Here is a 19,159-nt window from a genome sequence, read left to right as displayed (position 1 = left end):
CCCCGGTCGCACATCCGGAACAAGGAAGGAACACCACCGTGTCGAACGAGGAAATCACAACTGGTCTGGCCGCCATCGTCGAAGAGGTCGCCGGTGTCGACGCGGAGGACGTGACCACCGACAAGTCCTTCGTGGACGACCTGGACATCGACTCGCTGTCGATGGTCGAGATCGCCGTCCAGGCCGAGGACAAGTTCGGTGTCAAGATCCCCGACGACGAGCTGGCCAACCTCAAGACCGTCGGTGATGCGGTGAACTACATCGCCTCGAACGCATGACAACCGAAGTCGTCATCACCGGGCTGGGCGCGACGACGCCGCTGGGCGGCGACGTCGCGTCCACCTGGGACGGAGTCATCAACGGCCGGAGCGGGGTCCGGGTGCTGGACGCCGACTGGGTCCAGCGGTTCGACCTGCCCGCCAAGATCGGCGCGCCGCTGGCCGTCGAGCCCAGTGAGGTCCTGCCCCGGGTGCAGCTGCGCCGGATGGACCGCTGCGAGCAGATCGCCGTGATCGCGGCGCGCGAGGCGTGGGCCGACGCGGGCTACGAGCTGCCCACCGACGAGCAGGAACCGGTCGACCCGGACCGGCTCGGCGTCGCGCTGGGCACCGGCATCGGCGGCCCGGTGACGCTGCTCCAGCAGGACGACCTGCTGGAGGAGCACGGGCTGCGCAAGGTCTCGCCGCTGACCGTGCCGATGCTGATGCCCAACGGCCCGGCCGCCTACGTCAGCCTCGACCTGCGGGCCCGCGCCGGGGTGCACTCCCCCGCGTCGGCTTGCGCGTCGGGTGCCGAGGGCCTGGCCAAGGGCTGGGAGATGATCCGCTCCGGGCAGGCCGACGTGGTGGTCGCCGGTGGTGCCGAAGCCTGCATCCACCCGATCACGATCGCCGGCTTCGCGCAGGCGCGGACGCTGAGCACCCGCAACGACGAGCCGGAGCTGGCCTCCCGCCCGTTCGACGTGGACCGCGACGGCTTCGTCATGGGCGAGGGCGCGGGCGTGATGGTGCTGGAGAGCGCCGAGCACGCCAGGGCCCGCGGTGCGCGGATCTACGGCAGGCTCGCGGGTGTCGGCATCACCTCGGACGCCTACCACATCACCGGCAGCCACCCGGACGGCATCGGGCAGAGCTCGGCCATCCGCAAGGCGCTGGAGTCCGGCGAGCTGTCGGCGTCCGACATCGGGCACGTCAACGCGCACGCGACGTCCACCGTGGTCGGCGACGTGGGCGAGGCCCAGTCGATCCGCAAGGCGCTGGGCGACGACGTGGTGCTGACCGCGCCGAAGGGCGCGCTGGGCCACCTGGTCGGCGGGGCCGGTGCGGTGGAGAGCATCGTCACGGTGCTGTCGCTGCGCGACGGCATCATCCCGGCTACCCGGAACCTGGAGAAGCTCGACCCGAAGGTCGAGCTCGACGTGGTCGCCGACAAGCCGCGGCAGGTCGAGCAGACCGCGGCGATCAACGACGCCTTCGGTTTCGGCGGGCACAACGTCGCCCTGACCTTCGCCCGGGCCTGACGCGCGGGCGGGACTCTTCCACGACGGGCCATCCCGGATCTCCGGGGTGGCCCGTCGTCGTCAGCAGGGCGCGTACTGGGCGCTGCCCGGCAGCCTGGCGGTGTCCAGCCGCAGCCCGCCGGAGTCCGGGACCAGCGGGTAGACGACGTTCCACTTGAGACACCTGGAGCGGGAGTCGGGCGAGCTGGCCGGGTCCTGGGTGCTGGTGAAGGTCAGCATGACCCGCAGCGACGAATCCGGACCTGGCTCGATGCGGTGCACCCTGATGTCGCGGTCGTCGGTGCTCTGGTACTCCCGCTCCCACAGCTTCTTCGGCTTCTCCTGCTGCCGGGCGGGGACCACGGTTTCCTTCCACACGTCGTACTGCTTGAAGTTGATCGCGTTGAAGTGGCGCTCCAGCAGGTACCGGACCGTGGACTGGTCGGGGTGCGCGGTCGCGTCGGGGCTGAGGTCTACGAGCACCTGGCCGCCGCCCTCGTCCGCGCGCAGCGACTGCGGGGCCAGCTCGGAGGTGGCATCGGGCGTTGGCCGGCCTGCGGGGGTGCGCGCGACCAGTCCGCCCAACGCCGCGAGCGCGACGACGACGGCGGCGAGCGGGACACCCCACTTCAGCCACGGGCGACCGGTGGACCTGGTGGGAGAAGTCGACACCCCTGGAGCTTCCCACAGCGCACCCGCCGGGATCAGCGCTTCCCCGGCGAAAGCCCACAGACCTGCGCCGTCAGCCGACGCGGTGCAGCCAGGTCACCGGTGCGCCGTCGCCCGCGCGGCGGAACGGCTCCAGGGCGTCGTCCCACGCCGCGCCCAGCAGCTGGTCCACCCGGTGGGCGAACGACTCGGGGCCGCGGCTGTTGGCCGCGAGCGTGCGCAGCTGGTCCTCGCCGACCACGACGTCGCCGTTGGCGCTGGTGCAGGCCCGCCACAGCCCGAGTCCGGGAACGTGGCAGAACCGCTGGCCGTCGATGCCGGGGCTCGGGTCTTCGGTGACCTCGAAGCGCAGCATCGGCCACGCCCGCAGCGCGGCGACCAGGGCCGCGCCCGTACCGGGCTCTCCGGACCAGTTGCACTCCGCGCGGAGCTGGCCCGGCGCGGCGGGCTGCGCCGTCCAGCGGAGCTCGGTCCGGACTCCGAGCGCGCCGGAGATCGCCCACTCGACGTGCGGGCAGACCGCAGACGGCGACGAGTGGACGTAGACGACTCCGCATGTTGGACCACGGGCGCTCACTGCTGACCTCCGCTGTTGTTCGACGAGGGACGTCTTCCCCTACGACCTCGTCCTGCGGAAGCGATCACCAGCTCGCGGCGTCATTCTGCACGGCGGGGGTTGACCTTCGCCACAAGAACGCAACGAATCGGCGTGGATGCGCCAACGGCGGCCGCGTCCGGACCCGGCGGGCGGGAGGTGCCCGCCGGGTAGCGGTATGCGCAGTTCCCGGCCCTGCGGGAGCAGATCGCCGACCCTGCCGGCGCGGCAGCTCGGCGGGGGCGGACGAGTGGTGGATAACACTCGAAAGGGCGAAGGTCGCAACCGCGGGCCAGCGGGTTCCCCGTCCGGCTACGGTGCTCAGGCGGGAACGCCGAGCAGTCCTTAGGGAGGTCGTCATGCGGCTGGTGCGGACCGGTCCGGAACCGACGACGGTCGGCGCCGACATCCGCGCGGCCCTCACCGCCTGGGGTGAGGGCGTGGAGGTCCTCGGCGGCGTGGCCGTGTTCGGCTGCAAGCCGCCCGGCTGCCCGCGGACGCTGGACGCGGTGATCGTGCTGCCCCGCGGCGTGATCGTCGTGGCCGGGGTGGACCTGCCGGAGCCGGTGCTCAAGCTGGAAGCTCCACTTCGGACACCGTGGTCGGTCGACGGCTGGCCGCTGGTGCGCACCGAGGGCGCGGTCAACCCCGGGCTGGAGGCGCTGGAGTCGGCGTCGGCGCTGGCACGCAGCCTCCAGTCGCGGGACGTCGAGCCGATGCCGGTGAGCACGATCATCGCCGTCGGACCGTTCGTCGAGCAGGTCACCCAGCCGACCAGCGATCTGCACCGCGGCGTCCGCGTGCTCTACCCGACGACGACGTCGGTCCTGGCCGCGGCGCGGGAGCTCGCGACCTACGAGCGCTCCTGCCCGGTCGGCGCCGCGCAGCGGTTGCTCGCGGTCCTCAGCGACGAGGCCGCGGAGCTGGACATCGCCGCGCTGACCGCCGAGGGCTTCCCGGACGCGGTCGCCCCGGACCTGGCCACAGCGGACACGATGCTGCTCTCGAAGGTCGAGGACGAGCCCGCGCCACCCGCGCCCGCGCGGGAGCCAAGCCGTTCGTTCTCCGCGCGCCACAAGCTGATCGCGCTCGGCGCGGCGGTGCTGGTCGTGCTCGTCGTGATCGTGGCGCTGCTGGTGGGTGCGAGCCAGCAGCCGCGGGCGGGCAACACCGCGGTCCCGGTGCAGCGGGTCGACGGGGTCGAGTTCGTCGAGCGGGCATCGCTGAAGGACTCCGCCTGCACCGCCGGTTCCTACGGCGACGTGCGGGTCTGGTTCCAGTCCCGGCCCTGCACCGGGCTTTCCCGGCTCGCGTTCGACACGCAGGTGCAGGGGCGCAAGGCAGCGGTCGCCGTCGCGGTCATCGATCTCGCCGACGAGCAGAGCGCGCTGGAGCTGCGCGGCGTCCTCGACACCGCGGGCACCGGCGGTGTGACCGATCCGGTCCGGGCGGGCCACCGCTGGCCCGGCGCACCGGAGTCCTTCGACGGCGCGGCGCAGGCCGTCGAGCGCACCGGGACGCGGGTTCGGATCGTGCAGGCGGTGTGGTCGCAGGGGCCGTCCGACTCCGACGACGTGGCGTTGCGGTCGCTGGCCGAGCGCGGCCTGCGGCTGCGCGGCGCCTGATCAGGACGGCTCGGGGGCCCTGTCCTGCTCGGGTGCTTTGGCCTGCTCGGGGATGCGGCTCCAGCCGCCGCGCCCGGACGCGCCGCTTTCCGGCGTCAGCACGCGCGGAGCCCGGGTGATGTAGGGACGTCCGAGCCGGATGATCGCGGCGGCCGGGGCGACCAGCGGGACCACGACCGACAGCGTCGCGGCGGTGACCGAGGCGCGCAGCACGTCGCGCGGCAGCAGCGTGGAGCGGCGGTCGACGAACCGGGCGGTGGTCAGCGACAGCAGTCCGATCAGGACGGCGAAGCCGACCAGGGTCGCCACCGCGATCAGGACGGCGGGCCGGTACCCGAGGCGTTCGGATCCGAGCATCACCGCGATCCAGCCCAGCAGCGCCGGGGTCTGCCCGCGCTCGCTGGTGGCCGCCCACAGCAGACCGCCCGCGACCGGCGGCCAGGCGCCCGCGCCGTGCCAGACCGCGGCGACCTGCGTCGTCCACTGCTCGGCTGCGACCCCCACGGCGCCGCCGAGGACCTCCAGCACGCCCAGCGCCGACGGCGCGCTGCCGGTGAACTGGCCGCCGATCCACAGCAGCGTCCAGACCGAGACGGCGAACGCGAGCACCCACTGCCACCGCGGCCGGTCGAGCGCGACGCGGAAGAGCCGGACGAGTTCCTGCCGATGCCTGTGCACGTGCCCCCCTCGTTTCCGATCACCTCCGAGCGATGATCACGGCGAGCGGCGCCCGCGATCCGCATTGGCCGGATCAGGGGCGTGTCCCGGTCACAGCCCCATCAGCTCGGGGGAGCTCGCCAGCGCCCGCCACCGCTCCTGGGGGTTGGCGACCAGCCTGCGCTCGGCCAGGTCGAGCAGGCCGCTGACGCTGATGATCTCGGCGACCGGCGACCCGTCGGCGAGCCGGAGCTCCTGGCGGACCCGGAAGGTCTTGCCCGTACCCCACTCGAACTCGCAGGAGACGTCGACCTCGTCGCCGCCGCGCAGCTCCCGCTGGTAGCGGATGGTGGTCTCCAGGTTGATCGGACCGAGGCCGTCGGCGTGCACGTCGGCGATCTCCACCCCGGCCCTGCGGATGCATTCCCAGCGCGCGTGATCGCCGTACTGCAGGTAAACCGCGTTGTGCACGTGGCCGTGCAGGTCCAGCTCGTAACCGCGGACACCGACCCGGATCTGGAACGTCATGGCCGCCACCCTGGCACGGAACCCGGCTCAGCTCCAGAACGTCGTCGCCACGTCCGCGCAGCCGCCGCCCGGTGCGCACGCCGCGGGCACCTCGCGCACGTCCGTCTCGTCGACGAGCCACTGCCGCCCGCCGCCGACCGAGACCAGGAACCGCCCGAGGCGGTCGCTGGAGAGCTGCACGTCGTGGACTTCGACCCGACCGGCCTCGAACGGCACCCCGCCGCCGATCTGCCGACCGCTGCCGTCGATGGTGGTCACCCGGACCCTGCCGGAGTCGCAGCCCGCGCTGCGCAGCGCGGCCACCTCCGGCCCGGACCAGGTCACCGCCAGCGGTCCGCACTCGTCCCCGGGGTCGATCGCCGGGCCCGAGGTCATCGACGTCTCCCCCGGGCCGACGAGGTGGATCGTGCCCGCGCGGGAGCCGTCCGAAGCGGTCAGCACCGCGAGCCTGCCGTCGGAGGCCAGCGCCACGTCCACCACCCGCTCGCCCCGCGGCGGGAGCAGCCGCCGCTCGCCGGAACCGCCGCGCACCACCACCGCGTCCGGGGAGGCGTACGCGACCTGCCCGCCGCCCGCGGCCAGCAGGTTCGTCTGCGGCGGGACGTCGGCGAGCACCTGCTGGGCCCCGCGCGAGGAGGTCTCGACGAGCTGGTCGCGCGAGCCCGACACCAGCGCGTAGACGTGCTCGCCGTCGGTGGCCAGCGCCTGGACCCGCCTGCCGGGCAGCTCGGCGACCCGGCCCAGCTGCTTGCCGGAGACGATGTTGAAAGCGGTGATCGAGTCCGGGCGCGCAGCGGCGACGTAGCTGTTGGGCTGCATGCTGACCGGTTCGGTCCCGCGGTTGCCTGGGAAGTTCAGCAGCGCCACCAGGAACACCGCGGTGGCCGCGACCGCCGCGCCCGCGGCCAGGACGAACGGCCGCCGGGGCGAGCGCCGCCTGCGGACCGAGGCCAGCAGCCGGGGCAGCGAGTCGCCGCGCGGCTCCACGTCCTCGACGAGCCGGTGCAGGCGGGCGCGCAGCAGGTCCTCTTCTCGCGTGCTGTCTCGGTTCGTCACACCCGCTCCCGCAGCAGATCGGAAAGCCGCGCGACCCCGCGCGAGCAGTAGGACTTGACCGCGCCCTGGCTGCATCCCATCACCTCGGCGGTGCGGGCCTCGCTGAGGTCGGCGTAGTAGCGCAGCACGACCGCCTCCCGCTGCCTGCGCGGCAGCTGGGCGAGCGCGGCGGCCAGCACCGCCCGGTCGACGCCGCGGCCGGTGTCGTCCGGGAGCGAGTCGCTGGTGGCGAGCCTGGGCTGGTACTTCTTGGCCACCATCCGCCGCCGCAGGATGGAGCGGGCCCGGTTGAGCACGGCCTGCCGCAGGAACGCCAGCGCCTTGTCCGGATCGCGCAGCCGGGACCGGGAGTCGAACACCCGGACGAAGGCGTCCTGCACGATGTCCTCGGCCGACGCCCGGTCGTCGACCAGCAGGACCGCGATCCGCAGCAGCTGGCGGTAGTGCTCCTGGTAGAGGTCGGTCAGCCGGGCCGTCAGTTCATCCATCGCCGCCGACCCGCCGTCCGGCCAGGCGGTCGCGGGCAATGCGATCGATACCGTCACATACCTGCAAGACGCCCGAGACCCCCTCCGTGGTTGTGGCCGGAGCCGGTTTTCCCGCCTGCCGTCCGGCGGAACCCACGGCGGCGAAGCTTACCGCCGACCCCGACCAAGATCGGCGGGAATTCCCATGACGCCTGCTCGCGCTGCGTACGGCGACCGCCCGGGCACCGGCCGAGGTCGCGTCTTACATCATGGTTACTTCGATGCCACGCACTGGACATCGAACCCTCGCGGGGCAGATCCTCGTCACATTGCCGTGCTTCGCGCGGGTGGACGTGAGAACGGAGACCGGAGACGGTGGCGAGCACTACTACAGCGCCGAACGGCCCAGCGGCGCCGAAACGGAAAATGAGTCCCAAGGAGATAGGTGTCTGGGTGCTCGTGGCGATCGTGGGTGCGATCGCCTGGGGCATCATCGCCCTGAGCCGGGGCGAGGAGATCTCGGCCGCGTGGCTGGTCTTCGCCGCGCTCGCGTCCTACGCGATCGGCTACCGCTTCTACGCCCGGTTCATCTCCTACCGCGTGCTGCGGGTCGACGACACCCGCGCCACGCCCGCGGAACGCCTCAACAACGGCGTCGACTTCCACCCGACCGACCGGCGGGTGCTGTTCGGCCACCACTTCGCGGCGATCGCCGGGGCGGGCCCGCTGGTGGGTCCGGTGCTGGCGGCCCAGATGGGCTACCTGCCGGGCACGATCTGGATCATCCTCGGCGTCATCTTCGCCGGGGCCGTGCAGGACATGGTGGTGCTGTTCTTCTCCACCCGCCGCGACGGCCGCAGCCTGGGCCAGATGGCCCGCGAGGAGATCGGCCCGATCGGCGGGATCGCGGCGCTGATCGCGGTGCTGGCGATCATGATCATCCTGCTGGCGGTGCTGGCGCTGGTGGTCGTGGGCGCGCTGAAGGGGTCGCCGTGGGGCACCTTCTCGATCGGCATGACCATCCCGATCGCCCTGTTCATGGGCTTCTACCTGCGCTACCTGCGGCCCGGCCGGATCGTCGAGACCTCGGTGATCGGCGTGGCGCTGCTGCTGGTCAGCATCGTGGGCGGCGGCTGGATCGCCGAGTCCGGGCTGGCCTCGGCGTTCACCCTCAGCGGCAACGAGCTGACCTTCGCGCTGATCGCCTACGGCTTCGTCGCCTCGGTGCTGCCGGTGTGGATGCTGCTGGCCCCGCGCGACTACCTGAGCACCTTCATGAAGGTCGGCGTCGTGGTGATGCTGGCGGTGTCGATCCTGATCGCCTGGCCGGTGATGAAGACCGAGGCGGTCACCGACTTCGCGCTCAACGCCCAGGGACCGGTGTTCTCGGGCGCGCTGTTCCCGTTCGTGTTCATCACCATCGCCTGCGGTGCGCTGTCGGGTTTCCACTCCCTGGTCTCCTCCGGCACGACGCCGAAGATGCTGGAGAAGGAGTCGCAGGTCCGGGTCATCGGCTACGGCGGCATGCTGACCGAGTCGTTCGTGGCGATCATGGCGCTGGCCGCGGCCTGCATCATCGACCCGGGCATCTACTTCGCGATGAACATGCCCTCGACCGCGCTGGGCGACACGCTGCAGTCGGCGTCGCAGGCGGTGGCCGGCATCGGCTTCCAGGTCACCCCCGAGCAGCTCGCCGCCGCGGCCGCGGCCGTGGGCGAGGAGACGCTGGTCGGCCGCAGCGGTGGCGCGCCGACCCTGGCCTACGGCCTGTCCGAGGTGTTCTCGCAGGTCCTGGGCGGGGACGCGATGAAGGCGTTCTGGTACCACTTCGCGGTCATGTTCGAGGCGCTGTTCATCCTGACCACCGTCGACGCCGGCACCCGGGTCGGGCGGTTCATGCTGCAGGACACCGTCGGCAACGTCTGGAAGAAGTTCGGCGACGTGAGCTGGAAGCCGGGCATCTGGATCTCCAGCGCGGCGATCGTCGGCGGCTGGGGCTACTTCCTGTGGGCCGGGGTCAACGACCCGCTGGGCGGCATCAACCAGCTGTTCCCGCTGTTCGGCATCGCCAACCAGCTGCTGGCGGCGGTGGCGCTGGCGGTGGCGACCACGATCCTGATCAAGTCCGGGCGGGCGAAGTTCGCCTGGGTCACGCTGGTCCCGCTGGCCTGGGACGCGATCGTGACGCTGACCGCGAGCTGGCAGAAGGTGTTCTCGGCCGACCCCAAGATCGGGTTCTTCGCGCAGCGGGCCTCGTACCAGGCGGCCATCGACGCCGGGCAGACCAGCAAGGGCGCGGCGAGCACCGTGGAGGAGATGCACAAGGTGGTGCTGAACTCCACTGTGGACGGAGTGCTGAGCATCCTGTTCGCGGTGCTGATCATCATCGTGCTCGTCGACGCGATCAGGGTGTGGATCAGGGCCCTGCGCGCCACCGCACCGCTGCCCGACACCGAGGTCCCGCACGTCGAGTCGAAGCTGTTCGCCCCGGCCGGGCTCATCCCGACCGCCGAGGAACGGCAGCGGCAGAAGGCAGGGGCCGGAACGTGACCTCCGCGCCGATCCTGACCAGGCTGCGCCGATCCGCTCGGGGCGCCTGGCAGGTCGTGCGCGGGATCGTCGGCGAGACCGCCTACGAGCAGTACCTGGAGCACCAGCGGACGCACCACCCGGACCACCCGGTCCTGACCGAGCGGGAGTTCTGGCGCCGCCACGTCGACCGGGGCGACACCAATCCCGGATCCCGCTGCTGCTGAGGGGGAAAAGGGGGCCCAGCGCCCCCTTTTCCCAGTTAAAGACGGCCTTTCCGGATCGTACGTTCGGCGGTCGCGAGGCTTCCCCACCCCTTATGTGATCGACAAGCACGCCAGACCGGCGTGCGATCGCACGAGGGGACGACATGGGGAAGACGTTGCTGGCCGTCGCCACCGCGGCGGGCGCACTGCTCGCGACGGCACCGCCGGTGCCGGCCGCGCCCGCGGCTCCGGTGCCCGCGCCGTACCTGGCGCAGGGCATCGAGTGGAAGCCGTGCTTCGAGACGCCGCCACCGGAGCTGCCACCCGGCTCGGAGCGGCTGGAATGCGGTTCGTTCCAGGCACCGCGCGACTGGGACCGGCCCGACGACGGCGAGTCCGTCACGATCGCGGTGAGCAGGCTCGCTCCCGCTGACGGGCAGGCCGAGCGCGGCAGCCTGCTCACCAACCCGGGCGGGCCCGGCGGACCCGGCCGGACGCTGCCGCTGACGTTCCTGGGCCGGCAGAAGTTGCTCGACAGCTTCGAGGTCGTCGGCATCGACCCGCGCGGCACCGGGGACAGCACCAACATCAGCTGCGGCGGGGCGACCACGATCGGCGCCGACCTCGATCCGCGCGACCGCAGCCAGGCCAATGTGGACAAGCTGCTCGACAGCGCCGAGCAGATCGCCGCGGGCTGCCAGCGGGAGAACGGCGACCTGGGTCCGCTGATCACCACCGAGCAGACGGTTCGCGACCTGGACCTGCTGCGCGAGCTGCTCGGCCGGGAGAAGGTCAGCTGGGTCGGCTACTCCGGCGGAACCTGGATGGGCGCCTACTACGCGACCTACTTCCCGCACCGCGTGGACAAGTTCGTGCTCGACTCCAACACCGACTTCACCGCCTCCTGGCAGGACTCCTTCGGCTGGCAGCCGATGGGCTTCGAACGGCGGATGGTCGAGGACTTCCAGCCGTGGGCAGCCGCGCACGACGGTCTCTACCGCCTCGGCAGCACCAGCGACCAGGTGCGCGCCACGTTCGAGGACCTGCGGGCGCAGGTCAAGCGCAAGCCGGTCGACATGCCCGGCGTCGGCGTGATCGACGAGATCGCGCTGGACGCGGCGGCCGGTCAGGCCATGTACAGCAAGACGCAGTTCGAGAAGCTCGCCGCGGGCCTGGCGTACCTGAAGCAGCCCATCGAGAACCCGCAGGGCGCCACCGCGCAGACCGCCGGGTTCGCCGGCCTGTTCCAGCGCGCCGACGACGCCTTCGACTCCACCTTCTTCGCGATCACCTGCAACGACACCCCGTGGCACGGTGACAGGGAATGGCTGGCCGAGTGGTCCGGCGAGCTCAACGACCGGTACCCGCTCATCGGCGGCGGCAAGATCGTCGAGCCGTGCGTGTTCTGGAACCGCCCGGACGTCTCGATGCCGACGCCGACCGGCAACGGCGTGCCGCCGGTGCTGATGGTGCAGTCGGTGCACGACGCGGCGACCCCGTTCGAGGGTGCGCGGCAGGCGCACGAGAGGTTCGCCGGGTCGCGAATGCTGACCGTCACCGGCGAGGGCGACCACGGCGTCTACGCGGGCGGCAACGCGTGCGTGGACGACGTCGTCGAGTCCTACCTGGTCGACGGCGTCGTGCCGGGCGCGGACCTCACCTGCGAGGGCCTGCCGATCCCGGAGCCGCCGGCAGCGGCCTCGACCGGTGCGGAAAACCCGTTGCTGGCCAACGAGCGCTACGGCGAGGCCGCGGGCCGGCTGCCGGTGTGATCCCGCGAGACCCGGGTGTCAGCTCCCGGCCGCGTCGAGCAGGATCCGCGCGAGTTCGCGCGGCCGGGAGAACATCGGCCAGTGGCCGGTGCCGAGCTCGACCAGCTGCCAGCGGTCGCTGGTCAGCAGCTCGGCGACGGCGGCGCCGGGCTCCGCGCCGTCGAGCAGGCACTTGACGTAGGTGGCCGGGAGCTCGCCGAGCGGTCGCGCGAGCGCGGCGGGCTCGGCCAGCGAGGTGCCCGGGTGCGGCGTCGAGCGCTCCACGAACCGCGCGATCTGCTCGTCGGTGAGGTCCTGGCCGGCGCAGTCGGCCGCGGTCAGCGGCGCCCAGAAGCCGCCGTTGCCGACGATCGACGCCTCCAGCTTCGCCGGGCCCTCCCACCAGCCGGAGACGAACGACTCGCCGTCGACCGGGACGTTGGAGTCGACGAAGACCACCCGGGTCAGCCGGTCGCCGATCCGCTCGGCCGCCTGGCCGACCGGGATTCCCGAGTAGCTGTGCCCGACCAGCACGACGTCGCGCAGGTCTTCCGATTCGACCACGCCCACGACATCCCGGACGTGCGTCTGCTGCCCGGCGGGCACACCTCGCTTGTCCGCGAGACCCGACAGCGTCAGTGGATGGGCGCCGTGGCCCGCCGCGCGCAGGTGCGGGACCACGTCGTCCCACGCCCACGACCCGAGCCACGCACCCGCGACCAGTACGAATTCCGCCATGACGGCAAGGTAGCCGACCGCGGCCGGCTACAGCTCCCGCAACAGGCGGGCGCGGTCGTCCTCGTCGATGAACGACGCGCGGAAGGAGTTCGCCGCAAGCTCCCGCAGCACGTCGTCGCCGAGGCCGAGTTCCCGCCGCAGCGCCTGGAAGTTGTCGTCGACGTAGCCGCCGAAGTAGGCCGGGTCGTCGGAGTTGATCGTCACGAGCAGCCCGGCGTCGAGCAGCTCCGGCAGCCGGTGCTCGGACAGCGCGGGCACGCAGCGCAGCCGGACGTTCGACAGCGGGCACACCGTCAGCGGGGTCCGGTCGCGGGCCAGCCGGTCCAGCAGCGCGCGGTCCTCCACCGCGCGGATGCCGTGGTCGACCCGCTCCACGCCGAGGACGTCGATCGCCTGCCAGACGTAGTCCGGCGGGCCCTCCTCCCCCGCGTGCGCGACCAGGTGCAGGCCCGCGTCCCTGGCGGCGCCGAAGACCTCGGCGAACGCCTCCGGCGGGTGGCCGACCTCGGCCGAGTCCAGACCGACGCCGTGCAGCCGGGCCGCGTGCGGGGCCAGCGCCTCCCAGGTGGTCATGGCCTCCCGCGCGCCGCGGTCGCGCAGGAAGCAGGCGATCAGCCGGGTGGAGATGCCGAACCGCTCGGCGGAGGTCGACAGCGACGCCTCCAGCCCGTCGAGCACGACCTCCAGCGGCACGCCCCGGCTGACGTGCGCCTGCGGGTCGAAGAAGATCTCCGCGTGCCGCACGCCCTGCTCGCGCGCCCGCGCGAGGTAGGCGTCGGCGAGGTCGGTGAAGTCCTGCGCGGTCCGCAGCACGTTCATCGCCAGGTAGTACAGGTCGAGGAACGACTGCAGGTCGTCGAAGACGTAGGCGCGGCGCAGCTGCTCCACGTCGGCGAACGGCAGCTCCACGCCGTTGCGGCGGGCGCACGCGAACACCAGCTCCGGCTCCAGGGTGCCTTCGATGTGCAGGTGCAGTTCGGCCTTCGGCAGCGGGCCCGCGTCGGGACGCACAGATTCCTCCTGGACGTTCGGAAGTGGAAACGTCCAGGGTAAGCGCCGCTCAGAGACCCGGATCGAGCGGCAGACCGGTGTCCGAGACCACTTCCGGGGATCCCGGCGCGAACCCGTTGCCGGTCAGCGTGAAGAACGACAGCGCCTTCTGCTGCGGATCGCCCCGCTCGTTAAGCGAGATCCAGCCGCTCGCTCCGGGCACGACCGACGCGCCGTTCATCGCGTAGAACTGCTGGAACACCGCGTCGGACGTCACCGGCGGCGCCGGGTTCTGCGTGGCGTTCTCGGCGGCCCGACGGATCGCCGTCGCCGCCACGCCCACGGCGTCGTAGGACATGATCGCCGCCTCCTCGTCGCCGGGCTGCCGGTAGAACTCGCTTGCCAGGAGGTTGCGGAAGTCGTTGGTGGCGCTGGTGGAGAAGTACTGGTCGCGGCCGTCCCACGCCTTCGGCGCGGCGAGTTGCGTGTACTCCAGCCTCATGTTCGACAGCTGCTCCTTGATCTTGTCGATGCCCGCGATGTTGACCAGGCTGTCCAGCGTCACCACCCGCAGGTTGCGCTTGCCGCAGATGCGGGCGTTGAGCGCGGCGAGCAGGTCCTTCAGGTCGCCGAACCGGCCGGAGAAGAAGATCGCGTCCGGCTGGGCGACGCAGATGTTGGTGACGATGGTGGAGAAGCTGTTCGCGGTGTCCAGCGAGGAGTCGTAGATCTGCGGTTGCAGCAGTTCCCGGCCGTCCCGCGGGTACTCCCGGCTGAAGTTCTCGTTGAGGTTGCGGGCGAAGACGTCGGACTGGTTGTCGTCCTGCACCAGCATCGCGCTGCGGGTGTCGGCCAGGCGGTCCACCACGGCTCGGACCTGTGCGCTGTTGGGCGGCGCGACCCGGATCATCCAGCTGCGCCCGCCGTCGATGCGGTCGGTGAAGCCGTCGGCGGTGACGGTGGCCCCGACCATCGGCATCCGGCTCCTGGTCAGCGCCGTGATCGCGTTGGCGGTGCCCTCGTGGCTCTGCCCGAGCCCGGCGACCGCGACCACCGGCTCGCTGCCGGAGTCGCGCATGCCCACGATCTGGCGGGTCACCGGCTCCCACTGCTTGAACTGGCTTCCGGGGTTGGCCAGCAGGATCCGGATCAGCGGGGAGTCGCCGTGCCAGCCCGCGGTCCGGTTGGCCCGCCGCTGCGACAGGTAGGCACCTTCCAGGCCGTTCCGGGTCGAGGCCATCGTGATGGTGTCCCCTTCGGTCAGCGTCATCGGCGCGAGGTAGACGATGCTGACGTGCGGCCGGGGCTGCTGGAGCACCCAGTCGTTCTCCGCCTTGATCTTGCGCGTCACCTCGGCCAGTTCATCGTCGAAGGCGTAGGAACCGTCGGTGACGCCGATGCATTCGTCCCCGATCCGGCTGACCCCGTTGGCGCACCGGCCCGTCCACCACGCCACCACGACACCGGCGGAGGCCACCAGCACCAGGGCGACCGCGGCGGCCAGCACCCGCGCGCGGTTGCGCTGCCACCACGACTTCGGCACGAACTCGACCATGTTCTCCCCCAGTTCTCACGCGTACTTCTCGGCTTCGGCGAGCAGCACCACGAACCCGGCCTCGGCTTGCTGGGCCAGGCGCTCGAAGCCGATGCGGACGACGTTGTGCAGCGACCGGCCCGGGTCGCCGAGCGGATCGGACAGCAGCCACTTGGCGGCGACGAGCCGCCCGAGGTTGGCGTCCTGCGGGGAAACGGTGCCCAGCACCAGTTCCTCGACCCGGTCCCGCGGCGCGCGGTCGCCGGAAATCCGGTTGGGCGCGGAGGTGATCAGGTCCAGCCGCTGCACCCACGGGCGGACGTCGTTCTCGGCGTGGATGCGCTCGAACCGCGTCCGGAGGTCGTCGACGACCGCGCCCAGGTCCTCCAGCGCCAGCGCGTGGTAGAGCGACTGGGCGGTGTTGCCCTGGTCGCGGTGGTGATCCCGGTGCCGTGCGTGGACGACCTGCCAGCTCTCCTCGTCGTCCTCGGCGCGCGATGCCAGCTCGTGCAGCAGCAGGCGGCGCAACCAGGGGTGCAGCGACAGCCGGTTGTCGTCATCAGTGCCGGACCACAGCCGGCTGCGCACCTCGCGCAGCGGGCCGATGCCGTCGTCGGTTCCGGCCGCGCGGACGGCGGATCTCGTTGCCAGCTCGAGGTCGGGGGCCGCGGCGAACACCGCGAGGGTGCGGCGCTGCGTGATGTTGAAGTCCTGCAACAGGTATTCCCGCGCCCGCACGGCCAGCGCGGCGCCGTCGTCGTCCCGCCGCTCGAACACCAGGCGCATCTCGGGCTCTGTCGGCTGTTCGCCGAGGGCAGCGCAGACTTCCCTGGTGCCCCAAGGGTGCCCGCCGGTCAGCGCGTGCACGAAGGGCGACGGGGCGGCTTCGGTGGCGAACCGGCCGATGACGGCGACCTCGGACGCGGTGAAGTCGCGCAGTTCCACCGGGTACCACCAGGAATCCCGGCCGGTGCCGATCCGGCGGAGGCTCTCCCACGCGGCCAGCCCGGCCTGTTCCGGGGTGTGCGCGTCGACGCCCTGCCGGCCCCACCGGCGGTCCCACTGCCTGCTTGTGCACACCAGCAGCAGCGGGTGCGATCCCTGTTCGCCGCGCTGGCGCACGTCGAGCAGGATGTCGAGGAGCTGGCGGCCCCCTTCGGAGTCGATGTTGTCCAGCAGCACCACGCAGTTCGCCCGGCTCCGCGCGGAACGGCGCTTCCGGTACGCCTCGCGGAGATCGGCGAGGAAGGCGGCGCAGAACACCTCGTCGACCACCCCGGAGTCGGCGACGCCGATGTCGACCCACATGTCACCGAGGTCGACCGGTTTTCCCTCGACCGGCCAGCCGATTCCCGATCCGAGCCGCAGCCTCCGGCGCCAGCGCAGCGAATCAGCGCCCCGCAGCAGGAGATCCGCGGCCACGCTCGACCAGGGTGGCAGCAGCCCGGCCTCGGCCGCGTTGGCGACGACGTCGTTCACCGCGTTGCGGGTGCGGTCGTCGATGGCGGTGTCCTCGGCGACGGTGGTGCGCAGCTCGGCCAGCGCCTTGCGCCGGTTCTCCTCGTTGAGCTGCGCACCGACGACCAGCAGGCAAAGCATCAGCCTGCGGAAGTGGATGCGGCCGAAGTTCTCGTACTTGCGGCTCAGGTCGAAAGCCAGCCGGGTCACCGCGGCCCGCGCGGAACCGCTGGGTTTGTTGTCCAGATCGATCCGCGCGTTGGGAACGGCCTGCCCGCACCGGTTCTCGATGGTGCCGAGCAGGGCGGTCTTGCCGCTGCCGCGCGGACCGAACAGCACGACCACCGGAAGATCCCGGTCGGGGTGGTGCTTGGGGCGCAGCACGCACTCCCGCACCAGTCCCTCGACCCCGGAACGCCCTTGCAGGCGCCCGGGATCCTGCGGCCGACCCCGCGGCCCGAATAAGTCGGCATCACCTGCCATGCGACGCACCACCCCTCCGGTCACGTGCAGCGGGTAACTCCCGTGCTACTCAGGGTGCCAGGCCGGGGAGCGGTGGGATGCGAAACGAGATATCTGTTCGGAAACGGAATTGCCTACCAGTTCCCCGTTTCCGGCCCCATGGAGCCGAGTTCGAGATCGCCGTGCCGCGCGTACCGACCGATCAGCACACCGGTGGCCGACGTCTCCGACTCGACGAGCCGGAGCCCGGCCGGGACGGTCCCACCGGCGAAGAGCCGCTTGCCGGACCCGACGAGCACCGGGAAGAAGAGCAGGTGGAACTCGTCGACGAGATCGTGCCGAAGCAGCGTCTGCACCAGCTGCCCGCTGCCGTGGACCTGGATCTCCCCACCGCCGTCCCGCTTCAGCGCGCGAACGGCCTCCACGACATCGCCGGCGAGCAAGGCGGAGTTCTGCCACGAAACGCTCTTCAGCGTCCGCGAGGCGACCCGCTTGGGCATGCTGTTGAGCTTCGCCCCGATCGGATCATCAGCAGCGGCCAACGGCCACGCCTCGGCGAAGATCTCGTAGGTCTTCCGCCCGAGCAGCAGCACCTCGGCCTGTTCGGTCAGATCGGCCATCCGCCGGATCAGCTGCTCGTCGAAGTGCGGCACCGCCCAGCCGCCGCACGCGAACCCGCCGTCCCGATCCTCGTCAGCGCCACCCGGCGCCTGCACGACCCCGTCCAACGACAGGAACGCGGTCACCAACAACTTGCGCATGGGCTTCCCCTTCGCTCGCGATGTCTTCACCACTGCGTCGAACGGGGCGGGTCGGGATCGACAGGCAAGACCGTTACGGGCTCCACTCTCTGAACGGTGCTTCGGCGGAACTGCTATCGACTCGATCGGTCAGTCGCAAAGGCCGGCGGCGATGGCCCCAGGTGTGCCCGTCCAGCGGTGACGGTCTGGCCAGACGCCCTCGATGTTGACCTCTTGAAGAATCTCGAGGCAGAGGTCACCGACCGGTTCGTTGAACAAGGCCAACATGCGGACCGCACGCGGCTCTGAATAGTGGCAGTACCTGTACCAAATGAGCTGGGACAGCGCGTCGCGTGTGGCTTGGACGCCGTTGCCGCGCTGGAGGACCTTGGCCTCCACAAGCCAGCTCTGACCGTCGCGCTCGGCGACGAGGTCACGCGGGTGCGGGCTCCCGGTCGCGAATCCGCAGGCGCGGAGGTGGTCGTTGAACTTCTTGAGCAGCGTTTCGTGCTTGCGGCTCTTCTTGATCTTCCTGGCCTTGATGATCTGTTCGTAGTCGGCGTCGTCCTTGGGTTTGAACTCGCCCATCACTTCCGGCTGGATATCTGATTCTGCGCCGACGACCACATCTGGTCGGACTAATGCGAGTTGCCGATACCGGTCAACGGCAAGTTCATAAAGGTGCAGGTGACGCAGCAAGTCGTCAGCGAGCTCGGTGTCAGTGGGCAGGTCTTCCGCGTCGTAGCGCTTGGCAACGATCGTGCCTGCCTCGTAGTATTTCGGGCGTTGCACACGTGACGGAGCGCCTAATCGAATCCGATCTTCGAGCCCTTCTCGCACCTCGGCCCCTAGAGCGTCCCGGATGGCTTCGGCGCGGTCTGCGAGGATGTCGAGGGCTCGTCCCCTGAACTCCTTACGTGTTTCCTCCGACCCGCATAACAGCGCCAGGAAGATAGTTCGCATATCCGCTGCGAATAGGTAAACGACGTAAATTCCGTGCATCGCGGAGGTTGTGTGGTCCGGGTCGAACACCGCGATCCACGGCACGAAGGCTGGCGTGCTCTGCCCGCTGCTGCCCTTGACCAGGTACCCGACGGGCACATAACCATCGACGACCGTACCGGCACCGCGGAGCAACCTCGCCGCGTGACTTTGCTGCCCCTCTTCGCGAACGTAGGTACGCGTGACTCTGCCGAGCAGATCCCGCAAGTTCACCAGCGCTCAGCCCCCATACCCCAAGATTCACCGGCGACACTTTCATGCCGCGCTAGCCCGCAAGCCGCCACCGTAGCGGGGCGGACCGACATCAGTACCACGCGACCGCCGCCAGATCAGCTGGCGGCGGGCCAACTCACCCGCCTCACCTGACCCCGTGTTCCTTCGACGGACACGCTTGATCAGGTTGAACGGTTCGACGAACTGGGCGTGGAAAGGTGTGGAGTTGATCTACCCCGCCGGCGTCCTTGTTGGCCAGGCACTGCTGGTGGGGCAGGTGGGATTTGAACCCACGACCTGACGGATTATGAGTCCGCTGCTCTGACCTGCTGAGCTACTGCCCCGGGTGGTCGGCGCGACACGCGCCGTCGCGGCGATCGTAGCGAGCCCGGGGCGTGCGTGGGGCCGCGGGGCGATCTTCGGACAGCAGACGGCCGGCGC

18 protein-coding genes and 1 tRNA gene are annotated in these 19,159 nt (G+C 71.0%); 6 read left to right on the top strand and 13 right to left on the bottom strand.

All coding sequences use genetic code 11. The features are described from left to right. The first annotated feature begins 38 nt into the window (after positions 1–38). Both ABD691_RS03585 and ABD691_RS03580 read left to right on the top strand, forming a co-directional pair. A complete protein-coding gene (locus tag ABD691_RS03585) occupies positions 39–278 on the top strand; it encodes an acyl carrier protein (protein WP_344677901.1) in 240 nt (79 codons plus the stop codon). Beyond that, on the top strand, positions 275–1,519 hold the full coding sequence (locus ABD691_RS03580; RefSeq protein ID WP_344677900.1) for a beta-ketoacyl-[acyl-carrier-protein] synthase family protein: 1,245 nt from the start codon (positions 275–277) through the stop codon (positions 1,517–1,519). Before ABD691_RS03585 ends, ABD691_RS03580 begins: the two co-directional genes overlap by 4 nt. A gap of 60 nt (positions 1,520–1,579) precedes the next feature. On the opposite strand, the gene ABD691_RS03575 is transcribed toward ABD691_RS03580, so the two are convergent. Both ABD691_RS03575 and ABD691_RS03570 read right to left on the bottom strand, forming a co-directional pair. Next, positions 1,580–2,170 carry a hypothetical protein gene (locus ABD691_RS03575; protein WP_344677899.1) on the bottom strand — a complete coding sequence of 197 codons (591 nt, stop codon included), beginning with the start codon at positions 2,168–2,170 and terminating at the stop codon, positions 1,580–1,582. A gap of 70 nt (positions 2,171–2,240) precedes the next feature. Then, positions 2,241–2,744 carry a DUF3145 domain-containing protein gene (locus tag ABD691_RS03570; protein ID WP_344677898.1) on the bottom strand — a complete coding sequence of 168 codons (504 nt, stop codon included), beginning with the start codon at positions 2,742–2,744 and terminating at the stop codon, positions 2,241–2,243. Positions 2,745–3,121: 377 nt separating this feature from the next. On the opposite strand from ABD691_RS03570, the gene ABD691_RS03565 reads away from it, so the two are divergent. Then, the gene (locus tag ABD691_RS03565; protein WP_344677897.1) at positions 3,122–4,387 is read left to right on the top strand and encodes a hypothetical protein; all 1,266 of its coding nucleotides are present in this window, start codon (positions 3,122–3,124) and stop codon (positions 4,385–4,387) included. On the opposite strand, the gene ABD691_RS03560 is transcribed toward ABD691_RS03565, so the two are convergent. From ABD691_RS03560 to ABD691_RS03545, 4 genes are all read right to left on the bottom strand, one after another. Beyond that, positions 4,388–5,065 (bottom strand): hypothetical protein, encoded by a 678-nt coding sequence (locus ABD691_RS03560; RefSeq protein WP_344677896.1) that lies wholly within the window; start codon positions 5,063–5,065, stop codon positions 4,388–4,390. A 90-nt stretch (positions 5,066–5,155) separates the two neighbouring features. Beyond that, complete coding sequence (locus ABD691_RS03555; protein ID WP_344677895.1) at positions 5,156–5,572, bottom strand: acyl-CoA thioesterase; 417 nt, start codon at positions 5,570–5,572, stop codon at positions 5,156–5,158. A 27-nt stretch (positions 5,573–5,599) separates the two neighbouring features. Beyond that, complete coding sequence (locus tag ABD691_RS03550) at positions 5,600–6,628, bottom strand: WD40 repeat domain-containing protein (RefSeq protein ID WP_344677894.1); 1,029 nt, start codon at positions 6,626–6,628, stop codon at positions 5,600–5,602. Continuing rightward, a complete protein-coding gene (locus tag ABD691_RS03545; RefSeq protein WP_344677893.1) occupies positions 6,625–7,116 on the bottom strand; it encodes a SigE family RNA polymerase sigma factor in 492 nt (163 codons plus the stop codon). Before ABD691_RS03545 ends, ABD691_RS03550 begins: the two co-directional genes overlap by 4 nt. Before the next feature lie 405 nt (positions 7,117–7,521). Between ABD691_RS03545 and ABD691_RS03540 the strand changes: the two genes are divergently transcribed. The 3 genes from ABD691_RS03540 (at position 7,522) to ABD691_RS03530 (ending at position 11,602) form a co-directional block, all read left to right on the top strand. After that, on the top strand, positions 7,522–9,645 hold the full coding sequence (locus ABD691_RS03540; RefSeq protein ID WP_344677892.1) for a carbon starvation CstA family protein: 2,124 nt from the start codon (positions 7,522–7,524) through the stop codon (positions 9,643–9,645). Beyond that, complete coding sequence (locus tag ABD691_RS03535; RefSeq protein WP_344677891.1) at positions 9,642–9,851, top strand: YbdD/YjiX family protein; 210 nt, start codon at positions 9,642–9,644, stop codon at positions 9,849–9,851. Before ABD691_RS03540 ends, ABD691_RS03535 begins: the two co-directional genes overlap by 4 nt. Positions 9,852–9,994: 143 nt before the next feature. Further along, positions 9,995–11,602 carry an alpha/beta hydrolase gene (locus ABD691_RS03530; RefSeq protein ID WP_344677890.1) on the top strand — a complete coding sequence of 536 codons (1,608 nt, stop codon included), beginning with the start codon at positions 9,995–9,997 and terminating at the stop codon, positions 11,600–11,602. Positions 11,603–11,620: 18 nt separating this feature from the next. On the opposite strand, the gene ABD691_RS03525 is transcribed toward ABD691_RS03530, so the two are convergent. From ABD691_RS03525 to ABD691_RS03495, 7 genes are all read right to left on the bottom strand, one after another. Then, entirely contained in the window at positions 11,621–12,319 is a 699-nt protein-coding gene (locus tag ABD691_RS03525) for an alpha/beta fold hydrolase (RefSeq protein WP_344677889.1), read from the bottom strand. A gap of 27 nt (positions 12,320–12,346) precedes the next feature. Continuing rightward, positions 12,347–13,330 (bottom strand): adenosine deaminase, encoded by a 984-nt coding sequence (locus ABD691_RS03520; RefSeq protein WP_344677888.1) that lies wholly within the window; start codon positions 13,328–13,330, stop codon positions 12,347–12,349. A 49-nt stretch (positions 13,331–13,379) separates the two neighbouring features. Beyond that, positions 13,380–14,864, bottom strand: coding sequence for a type 1 periplasmic-binding domain-containing protein (locus tag ABD691_RS03515; RefSeq protein WP_344677887.1), 1,485 nt, complete (start codon positions 14,862–14,864; stop codon positions 13,380–13,382). A 15-nt stretch (positions 14,865–14,879) separates the two neighbouring features. Then, positions 14,880–16,784 (bottom strand): P-loop NTPase family protein, encoded by a 1,905-nt coding sequence (locus ABD691_RS03510; protein WP_344677886.1) that lies wholly within the window; start codon positions 16,782–16,784, stop codon positions 14,880–14,882. 113 nt (positions 16,785–16,897) lie between these two features. Continuing rightward, entirely contained in the window at positions 16,898–17,524 is a 627-nt protein-coding gene (locus ABD691_RS03505) for a dihydrofolate reductase family protein (protein WP_344677885.1), read from the bottom strand. Positions 17,525–17,653: 129 nt separating this feature from the next. After that, positions 17,654–18,718, bottom strand: coding sequence for an MrcB family domain-containing protein (locus ABD691_RS03500; RefSeq protein WP_344677884.1), 1,065 nt, complete (start codon positions 18,716–18,718; stop codon positions 17,654–17,656). A 266-nt stretch (positions 18,719–18,984) separates the two neighbouring features. Further along, positions 18,985–19,062: transfer RNA gene (locus ABD691_RS03495), tRNA-Ile, on the bottom strand. Between the last annotated feature and the right edge of the window lie 97 nt (positions 19,063–19,159).

The sequence above is a fragment of the Saccharopolyspora taberi genome, from assembly GCF_039534165.1.
GTDB lineage: Bacteria > Actinomycetota > Actinomycetes > Mycobacteriales > Pseudonocardiaceae > Saccharopolyspora_D > Saccharopolyspora_D taberi.
Note: the sequence above shows the minus strand (reverse complement) of the source record. Positions and strands in the feature narration are given on the sequence as shown.

What these genes read in the sequence shown, in the direction of transcription:
- ABD691_RS03555 (WP_344677895.1), bottom strand. Translation starts at nt 5,572, where the DNA reads ATGACGTTCCAGATCCGGGTCGGTGTCCGCGGTTACGAGCTGGACCTG.
- ABD691_RS03505 (WP_344677885.1), bottom strand. Translation starts at nt 17,524, where the DNA reads ATGCGCAAGTTGTTGGTGACCGCGTTCCTGTCGTTGGACGGGGTCGTG.
- ABD691_RS03525 (WP_344677889.1), bottom strand. Translation starts at nt 12,319, where the DNA reads ATGGCGGAATTCGTACTGGTCGCGGGTGCGTGGCTCGGGTCGTGGGCG.
- ABD691_RS03530 (WP_344677890.1), top strand. Translation starts at nt 9,995, where the DNA reads ATGGGGAAGACGTTGCTGGCCGTCGCCACCGCGGCGGGCGCACTGCTC.
- ABD691_RS03540 (WP_344677892.1), top strand. Translation starts at nt 7,522, where the DNA reads ATGAGTCCCAAGGAGATAGGTGTCTGGGTGCTCGTGGCGATCGTGGGT.
- ABD691_RS03580 (WP_344677900.1), top strand. Translation starts at nt 275, where the DNA reads ATGACAACCGAAGTCGTCATCACCGGGCTGGGCGCGACGACGCCGCTG.
- ABD691_RS03565 (WP_344677897.1), top strand. Translation starts at nt 3,122, where the DNA reads ATGCGGCTGGTGCGGACCGGTCCGGAACCGACGACGGTCGGCGCCGAC.
- ABD691_RS03510 (WP_344677886.1), bottom strand. Translation starts at nt 16,784, where the DNA reads ATGGCAGGTGATGCCGACTTATTCGGGCCGCGGGGTCGGCCGCAGGAT.
- ABD691_RS03545 (WP_344677893.1), bottom strand. Translation starts at nt 7,116, where the DNA reads ATGGATGAACTGACGGCCCGGCTGACCGACCTCTACCAGGAGCACTAC.
- ABD691_RS03515 (WP_344677887.1), bottom strand. Translation starts at nt 14,864, where the DNA reads ATGGTCGAGTTCGTGCCGAAGTCGTGGTGGCAGCGCAACCGCGCGCGG.